Source organism: Cellulomonas septica, assembly GCF_012396155.1.
In the GTDB taxonomy this organism is placed as follows: Bacteria; Actinomycetota; Actinomycetes; order Actinomycetales; family Cellulomonadaceae; genus Cellulomonas; species Cellulomonas septica.
Genome location: NZ_JAAXOY010000078.1, coordinates 1 through 8,873, shown reverse-complemented (window position 1 = coordinate 8,873; position 8,873 = coordinate 1). Strand labels below are relative to the sequence as shown.

Annotated in this window: 7 protein-coding genes; 5 read left to right on the top strand and 2 right to left on the bottom strand. The window is 73.0% G+C overall.

All coding sequences use genetic code 11. From position 1 onward, the window contains the following. Positions 1-335: site-specific integrase (locus HGA02_RS05190; RefSeq protein WP_168678101.1), on the bottom strand; the 335-nt coding region annotated here is incomplete at its 3' end. Positions 336-342: 7 nt separating this feature from the next. After that, positions 343-1,257, bottom strand: a complete 915-nt coding sequence (locus HGA02_RS05185) for a heme o synthase (RefSeq protein WP_168678100.1) — start codon at positions 1,255-1,257, stop codon at positions 343-345. Between the two features lie 418 nt (positions 1,258-1,675). On the opposite strand from HGA02_RS05185, the gene tkt reads away from it, so the two are divergent. The 5 genes from tkt to HGA02_RS05160 form a co-directional block, all read left to right on the top strand. Then, positions 1,676-3,844 carry a transketolase gene (gene tkt / locus HGA02_RS05180; RefSeq protein WP_168678099.1) on the top strand — a complete coding sequence of 723 codons (2,169 nt, stop codon included), beginning with the start codon at positions 1,676-1,678 and terminating at the stop codon, positions 3,842-3,844. A gap of 69 nt (positions 3,845-3,913) precedes the next feature. Beyond that, complete coding sequence (gene tal / locus HGA02_RS05175; RefSeq protein ID WP_168678098.1) at positions 3,914-5,056, top strand: transaldolase; 1,143 nt, start codon at positions 3,914-3,916, stop codon at positions 5,054-5,056. Then, a complete protein-coding gene (gene zwf / locus HGA02_RS05170; protein WP_168678097.1) occupies positions 5,053-6,594 on the top strand; it encodes a glucose-6-phosphate dehydrogenase in 1,542 nt (513 codons plus the stop codon). The genes tal and zwf overlap by 4 nt, the downstream gene beginning before the upstream one ends. Continuing rightward, the gene (locus tag HGA02_RS05165; protein ID WP_168678102.1) at positions 6,591-7,508 is read left to right on the top strand and encodes a glucose-6-phosphate dehydrogenase assembly protein OpcA; all 918 of its coding nucleotides are present in this window, start codon (positions 6,591-6,593) and stop codon (positions 7,506-7,508) included. The genes zwf and HGA02_RS05165 overlap by 4 nt, the downstream gene beginning before the upstream one ends. Then, positions 7,505-8,873 (top strand): SLC13 family permease (locus HGA02_RS05160; protein ID WP_168678096.1); only part of this gene is annotated, 1,369 nt, incomplete at its 3' end. The genes HGA02_RS05165 and HGA02_RS05160, both read left to right, overlap by 4 nt.

The following is an 8,873-nucleotide window of genomic DNA, read 5'->3' as shown; positions in this document are numbered from 1 at the left end:
CACGTCGTGTCGTCGACCGCGACGCCGTGCCGGGCGAGGAACCGGTGCCAGCCGCGCACCGCGGCGACGAGGCGGGCCGCGGAGGACTCCGACAGGGGCCGCCGTCCGTCGGCACCGGCGCGCGCCGCGTCGACGAAGGCCTCGACGTCCGGCCCCACGATCTCGCCCGGGGAGGTCCGCCCGACCGACGTGAGGTAGCCCACGTAGCGCTCGAGGTCGCGGCGGTAGGCCTCGAGCGTGTTGTCCGACAGGCCGCGGTCGGACAGGTGGCGCAGGTAGCGCTCGAGCGACGTGCGCAGGTCGTTCGCCGGTACGGGCGGGGCGTCGTCCGTCACGGCGGGCTCAGAGCGGCAGGAAGACGTCCACCGCGATCGCGACGGACAGCAGCGTCAGGTAGGTGATGGAGCCGTGGAACACGGTCATCGCACGCAGCTTGCCGCGGGCCGGGTCGTTCGCGCGGCGCAGCAGCGTGATGCAGGACCACAGGAACCACGCACCCAGCCCGGTGGCGACGACCGCGTAGACCCACGTCATCCCGGCGACGGGCACGAGGACCAGCGTGCACGCGATCATCGCGAGCGTGTACGCGATCATCTCGCGCGCGACCTTCGAGTCCTTCGCGACGACGGGCAGCATCGGCACGCCCGCGGCCGCGTAGTCGTTCCGGAACTTCATCGACAGCGGCCAGTAGTGCGGCGGCGTCCAGAAGAAGATGACGCCGAACAGCACGACCGGCGTCCACGACACCCCGCCGGTGACGGCGGACCAGCCGATGAGCACCGGCATGCACCCGGCGGCGCCGCCCCACACGATGTTCTGCGGCGTGCGCCGCTTGAGGATCATCGTGTAGCCGACGACGTAGATGAGGATCGCGCCGGCCGTGAGCCAGGCGGACGCGGGGTTGACGACGAGCCACAGCCACGCGAGCGACCCGACGCCGAGCGCGAGACCGAACGTCAGCGCGGCGCGCGGGCTGATCTCGCCCGTCGCGGTCGGACGCCGCTTGGTCCGGTTCATCACCTGGTCGATGTCACGGTCCAGGTAGCAGTTGAGGACGTTGGCCGAGCCGGCCGCGGCCGCGCCGCCCACCAGCGTGGCGAGCACGAGGGCGAGGCTCGGGAAGCCGCCCTGCGCCAGGATCATGGTCGGCAGCGTCGTGACGAGCAGGAGCTCGATGACGCGCGGCTTGGTGAGCGCGAGGTAGGCGCCCAGGACGCGGCGGACGCGTGCGGTGCGGGTCGCGGGCGTCGTCGACACGGCAGGTGCGGGTGCCGCCGTCAGGTGCGCACGCGGGGTCGCCCCGGCCGACGCTCCGGCGTCGTCGACTGACAGTGGACTGCTGAGGCGCACGCGCTGCGGTTCCGTTCCTGGTCCGGCGGGGGGCTTGTCGCGCTGCCATGCTACGGCCTGGACCACGGTCCCGGGTGGCGGCGACGCCCGGATCAGGCAGGGCCGGGGTGTGAGATCGGTCGCTGCGGCAACCCTGGATGGCGCTTTCCCGCGCCGTGGGCACGGTGACGTCCGGAAGCCGGGTGAGATATAGGCTCGAAGAGCAGGGATCGACGACCGCCTCCCCCGGGGTCGCGTCGTGGTCCAGCGGCACCCCGGTCGCGGGTGCCCGACCAGAACGTCGGAGACGACACCCGGCCGCCGGTGCGGGTGGGAATGAGGTGCGGTGAACGCGAAGGCCCCCCTGGCGGAGACTGTCGGCTGGACCGACCTGGACCTGCGTGCCGTGGACACGGTGCGCGTCCTGGCCGCGGACGCCGTCGAGAAGGTCGGCAACGGCCACCCCGGGACCGCGATCAGCCTCGCGCCCGCGGCCTACCTGCTGTACCAGAACGTCCTCCGGCACGACCCGACGGACCCGCACTGGCTGGGTCGCGACCGGTTCGTGCTCTCCGCGGGCCACTCGGCCCTCACGCAGTACATCCAGCTGTACCTCGGCGGGTTCGGCCTCGAGATCGAGGACCTGCAGGCGCTGCGCACGTGGGGCTCCAAGACCCCCGGCCACCCCGAGTACCGCCACACCGCGGGCGTCGAGATCACGACCGGCCCGCTCGGCCAGGGCCTCGCCTCCGCGGTCGGCTTCGCGATGGCGCAGCGGCGCGAGCGCAACCTGCTCGACCCCGACGCCGCGCCCGGCACGAGCCCGTTCGACCACTACACGTACGTCATCGCGTCCGACGGCGACCTGCAGGAGGGCGTGACGAGCGAGGCCTCGTCCATCGCCGGCACGCAGGAGCTCGGCAACCTCGTCGTGCTGTGGGACGACAACCACATCTCGATCGAGGGCGACACCGAGATCGCGTTCACCGAGGACGTCCTCAAGCGCTACGAGGCGTACGGCTGGCACGTGCAGTTCGTCGACTGGACCGCCGGCGGCGAGTACCGCGAGGACGTCGACGCGCTGCACGCCGCGATCGAGGCCGCGAAGGCCGTCACCGACAAGCCGTCGTTCATCGGCATCCGCACGCTCATCGCGTGGCCGACGCCGAACAAGACGAACGACCACTCGTCGCACGGCTCCAAGCTGGGCACCGAGTCGGTCCGCGGCCTCAAGGAGCTGCTCGGATTCGACGCGGACGTGAGCTTCCCCGTCGAGCCCGAGGTCATCGCCCACACGCGGTCGCTCGCCGACCGCGCCGCCGCGACCCGCGCCGAGTGGCAGAAGTCGTTCGACGCGTGGCGCGAGGCCAACCCCGAGAACGCCGCGCTGCTCGACCGGCTCGTCGAGCGCCGCCTGCCCGAGGGCTGGGAGCAGGCGCTGCCGACGTTCCCCGCGGGCAAGGCCGTCGCGACGCGCGCCGCGTCCGGCGAGGTCCTCTCGGCGATCGGCCCCGAGCTCCCCGAGCTCTGGGGCGGCTCGGCCGACCTCGCGGGCTCGAACAACACGACCATGAAGGGCGCGACGTCCTTCATCCCCGCGAAGCGCTCGACGCACGAGTTCGGCGGCGACGAGTTCGGCCGCACGCTGCACTTCGGCATCCGTGAGCACGGCATGGGCGCGATCCTGTCCGGCATCACGCTGCACGGCCTCACGCGGCCCTACGGCGGCACGTTCCTGCAGTTCGCCGACTACATGCGTGGCTCCGTCCGCCTCGCCTCGCTCATGGGCGTGCCGTCGGTCTACGTGTGGACGCACGACTCGATCGGCCTCGGCGAGGACGGCCCGACGCACCAGCCCGTCGAGCACCTGACCGCGCTGCGCGCGATCCCCGGCCTGACGGTCCTGCGCCCGGCCGACGCGAACGAGACCGCGCAGGCCTGGAAGGCGATCCTCGAGTACACGGACGGCCCGGTCGGCCTCATCCTCACGCGCCAGAACGTCCCGACGTTCCCGCGCGGCGAGGACGGGTTCACCGGCGCCGAGGGCGTCGCGCGCGGCGCCTACGTGCTCGTCGACGCGAGCAACGGCTCCCCCGAGGTCATCCTCGTCGGCACCGGCTCCGAGGTGCAGCTCGCCGTCGCGGCCCGCGAGACCCTCGAGGCCGCAGGCGTCCCGACGCGCGTCGTCTCGGCGCCGTCGCTCGAGTGGTTCGCCGAGCAGGACGAGGCGTACCGCGAGTCGGTCCTGCCGTCCGCCGTGCGCGCCCGCGTCTCGGTCGAGGCCGGCATCGCCCTGTCGTGGCACAAGATCGTCGGCGACGCCGGCCGGTCGGTGTCGCTCGAGCACTACGGCGCCTCCGCGGCCTTCGAGAAGCTCTACGAGGAGTTCGGGATCACCGCCGACGCGGTCGTCGCCGCCGCCCACGAGTCGCTCGCCGCGGCCCGCGGGGACGCGGCCCCGTCCGCCGCGTCGGCGGCGCCGACGCAGAGCGGGACGGGCGACCTCCCGGCCTGAGCACGCGGGTCCGACCGGACGACCGGTCCCGTGCACCCGGGGCCGTCAGTGGGAAGAAGGGGAAGCACGATGGCACCGAGCAGCACCCCGGTCGCACGACTCACGGAGGCGGGGGTGGCGATCTGGCTGGACGACCTGTCCCGTGAGCGCCTCCGCACCGGAGACCTCGCCGACCTCGTCGAGAACCTCGGCGTGGTGGGCGTGACGACCAACCCGACGATCTTCGCGTCGGCCCTGTCGAAGGGCGACGCCTACGACGAGCAGCTCCGCGAGCTCGCCGCCGAGGGCGTCGACCTCGACGAGGCGGTCTTCCGCATCACGACGGACGACGTGCGCGCGGCCGCCGACGTCCTGCGCCCGGTCCACGACCGGACCGCGGGCGTCGACGGGCGCGTGTCGATCGAGGTGGACCCGCGCCTCGCGCGGGACACCGACGGCACGATCGCGTCCGCGAAGGCGCTCTGGTCGACCGTGGACCGGCCCAACGTGTTCATCAAGATCCCCGCGACGGTCGAGGGGCTGCCGGCCATCACGGCCGTCCTCGCGGAGGGGATCAGCGTCAACGTGACGCTGATCTTCTCCCTGGACCGCTACCGGGCCGTGCTCGACGCGTTCCTCGCGGGCCTCGAGCAGGCGCGCGAGAACGGGCACGACCTCGCGCCGATCGCCTCGGTGGCGTCGTTCTTCGTGTCGCGCGTCGACGCGGCCATCGACCCGACGCTCGACGAGCTCGGCACGCCCGAGGCGGCGGAGCTGCGCGGCAAGGCGGCGATCGCCAACGCCCGGCTCGCGTACGGCGTCTACGAGGAGGTCGTCGGCGGCGACCGGTGGAAGTCCCTCGCGGCCGCCGGCGCGCACCCGCAGCGGCCGCTGTGGGCGTCGACGGGCGTCAAGGACAAGGCGTACCCGGACACGCTCTACGTCGACGAGCTCGTCGTCGCGGGCGTCGTCAACACGATGCCCGAGGCCACGCTGCGCGCGGTCGCGGACCACGGCGGCGACGCGCACGACACGGTGACGGGCACCGGCGCGGCGTCCGCCGAGGTCATCGACCGGCTCGCGGAGCAGGGCGTCGACCTCGACGAGGTGACCGTCCGGCTCGAGGAGGAGGGCGTGCAGAAGTTCGAGGCCAGCTGGGAGCAGCTCCTGTCGACCGTGCGCACCGGCCTGTCCGAGACGCAGGCGCAGGTCGCGGCCGGTGAGGCCCGGTGAGCGCGAAGGTCGCCGAGGGCCAGAACCCGCTGCGCGACCCGCGCGACCGGCGCCTGCCCCGCATCGCCGGTCCGTGCGGCCTCGTCATCTTCGGCGTGACGGGCGACCTCGCCCGCAAGAAGCTCATGCCGGCCGTGTACGACCTCACGAACCGCGGGCTGCTGCCCCCGGGCTTCGCCCTCACCGGGTTCGCCCGGCGGGACTGGGCGACGCAGGACTTCGCCGAGATCGTGCACGACTCCGTCAAGGAGCACGCGCGCACGCCGTTCCGTGAGGCGACGTGGCGCCAGCTGTCCGAGGGCATCCGCTTCGTCCAGGGCACGTTCGACGACGACGACGCGTTCGACCGGCTGAGCGAGACCGTCGAGGAGCTCGACGTCTCGCGCGGCACGGGCGGCAACCACGCGTTCTACCTGTCGATCCCGCCGAGCTCGTTCCCCGTCGTCTGCAAGCAGCTCGCCCGCTCGGGCCTCTCGCAGCCGAAGGACGGCACGTGGCGCCGCGTCGTCATCGAGAAGCCGTTCGGCCACGACCTGGCGAGCGCGCGCGAGCTGCAGGACATCGTCTCGAGCGTGTTCCGGCCGGACGACATCTTCCGGATCGACCACTACCTCGGCAAGGAGACGGTCCAGAACCTGCTCGCGCTGCGGTTCGCGAACCAGCTGTTCGAGCCGATCTGGAACGCCAACTACGTCGACCACGTCCAGATCACGATGGCCGAGGACATCGGCATCGGCGGCCGCGCCGGGTACTACGACGGCATCGGCGCCGCGCGCGACGTCATCCAGAACCACCTGCTCCAGCTCCTCGCGCTCACCGCGATGGAGGAGCCCGTGTCGTTCGACGCGGAGGGCCTGCGGGCCGAGAAGATCAAGGTCCTCTCGGCCGTGCGCAACCCGCGCGACATCGGCAAGCACACGGCGCGGGGCCAGTACACCGCGGGCTACCAGGGCGGCGAGAAGGTCGTCGGCTACGCCGAGGAGGAGGGCTTCAACCCGAATTCCACCACGGAGACGTACGCCGCGATCCGGGTCGACATCGACACGCGCCGCTGGGCGGGCGTCCCGTTCTACCTGCGCACGGGCAAGCGCCTGGGCCGCCGCGTCACCGAGATCGCGGTCGTCTTCAAGCGCGCGCCGCACCTGCCGTTCGAGTCGACCGCGACGTCCGAGCTCGGCAACAACGCGCTCGTCATCCGCGTGCAGCCCGACGAGGGCGTCACGCTGCGGTTCGGCGCGAAGGTGCCGGGCACCGCGATGGAGGTCCGCGACGTCACGATGGACTTCGGGTACGGGCACGCCTTCACCGAGTCCTCCCCCGAGGCGTACGAGCGGCTCATCCTCGACGTCCTGCTCGGCGACCCGCCGCTGTTCCCGCAGCACCAGGAGGTCGAGCTGTCCTGGAAGATCCTCGACCCGATCATCGACCACTGGGCCTCGAAGGGCGGCAAGCCCGACGAGTACCGGGCGGGCACGTGGGGACCGGCGTCGGCCGACGAGATGATGGCGCGTGACGGACGCGCGTGGAGGCGACCGTGATCATCAACCTGCCGGACACCACCACGCGCGACATCAACAAGCGCCTGCTCAAGGAGCGCGACGAGGGCGGCGCCGTGGCGCTCGGCCGCGTGCTCACGCTCCTCATCGACGCGGGCACGCACGACCCCGAGGACGCGATCGACGCGGCCAACGACGCGAGCCGCGAGCACCCGTGCCGCGTCATCGTGCTCGCCAAGGACACGCACGACCGCACGTCGAGCCTCGACGCGCAGATCCGCCTCGGCGGCGACGCCGGCGCGAGCGAGGTCATCGTCCTGCGCCCGTCGGGCGCCATCGACCGGCACCTCGACACGCTCGTCATGCCGCTGCTGCTGCCCGACGCGCCGATCGTGACGTGGTGGCCGTACGAGATCCCGGACGTGCCCTCCGAGCACCCGCTCGGCCGCATGGCGCAGCGCCGCATCACGGACTCGTCGCAGTGCGCGCGACCGGGCAAGGAGCTGCGCAAGCTCTCGAAGGTCTACGCCGACGGCGACACCGACCTCGCGTGGACGCGCGCGACGCTGTGGCGCGGTCTCATCGCGGCGACGCTCGACCAGCCGCCGTTCGAGCCCGTCCGCAAGGCCGTCGTCACCGGCGAGAGCACGCACCCGTCGGTCGACCTCATGGCCGCGTGGCTCGCGGAGTCGCTGCGCTGCCCGGTCGAGGTCGAGCGCCTCGCCGACGCACCCGCGATCACGCAGGTCCGCCTCGAGCGTGCGTCGGGCGACATCGTGCTCGACCGCCCCGACGGCAAGACGGCGGCGCTGCGCCAGCCCGAGCAGCCGGAGCACCGGATCGCGCTGCCGATCCGCCAGCTGCGCGAGTGCCTCGCGGAGGAGCTGCGCCGGCTCGACCCCGACGAGGTCTACGGCGACGTCCTGCAGAAGGGCCTCGCGAGGATCGACGCGTGAGCCGCCGCGACGTCGTCGTCCACCCGGACGCCACGGTCCTCGCGGAGGCCGTCGCCGCTCGGCTCCTCACCCGGCTGCTCGACCTGCAGTCGCACCGCTCCCCCGTCCACGTCGTCCTCACGGGCGGCACCGTCGGGATCGCCTCGCTCGCCGCCGTCGCCCGCAGCCCGCTGCGGGACGCGGTCGACTGGTCGGGCGTGCACCTGTGGTGGGGCGACGAGCGGTTCCTGCCCGACGGGGACGCCGACCGCAACGAGACGCAGGCACGCGAGGCGCTGCTCGACGGCCTCGACGCCCTCCCGGCCGCGAACGTCCACCCGATGCCTGCGCAGTCCGACGACGTGCCGACGCCCGAGGCGTCGGCCGCGGCCTACGCCCGCACGCTCGCCGAGCGCACGCTGCCGATCCTGCTGTTCCTCGCGGCGCTCACGGTGGTCGCGGAGACGAGCGCGGGCGCGGGGCTGTTCGACGCGGCGGCTGCGCTCGCCGCCCGGGCGGCGCGGGGTCGTCGGGTCGTGCTGTGGCTGCTCGTGGTGGTGCTCGCGACGCTCTCGACCGCGGTGCTGTCGCTCGACACGACCGCGGTGCTCCTGACACCGGTCGTGATCGCGCTCGCGCGGCACACGCGCACGTCTCCCCTGCCGTTCGCGCTCGCGGTGCTCGCGCTCGCGAACACCGCGTCGCTCGTGCTCCCCGTCTCGAACCTCACCAACCTGCTCGCGGACCACGCGATCCGCCGGGCGGGTGCGTCGTTCCTGCCGCTGATGTGGGCGCCGGCACTGGTCGCGATCGTCGTGACGGTGGCGATCCTGGCCGTGCGCGACCGCCGTCACCTCGACGGCACCTACGAGCCGCAGGAGCCGTCGCCCGCGCCTGACCGGACGCTGCTGCTGCTCGCCGCGGGCGTCACCGGCCTGATGGCCGTGGGCTTCGTCGCAGGTCTTTCGCCCGCGCCGCTGGCGACCGGTGCCGCGGTCCTCCTGCTCGTCGCGACGCGTGTGCGTCGCCGGCCCTGGCCCGTGCCGCCGTCGCAGCTCGTCCCGTGGCGGACGCTCGTCGTCGTGCTCGGGCTGTTCGTCGCGGTCGAGACCGCCCACGCGCACGGGCTCGGCGCGCTGCTGCACGACATCGGCAAGGGCAGGCAGGGCGATCACAGCATCGTCGGCGCCGACCTGGCCACGCAGATCGGCAACCGTCTCGGCCTGTGGCCCTCGGACGTGCGCACGCTCAGCGCCATGGTGCGTCACCACCTGCTGTTGCCCGACACCGCGACCCGTCGTGATCTCTCCGACCCGGAGACCGTGCGGGCGGTCAGCGAGGCGCTCGACGGCGACCCCCAACTGCTGGAACTGCTGCACACTCTGG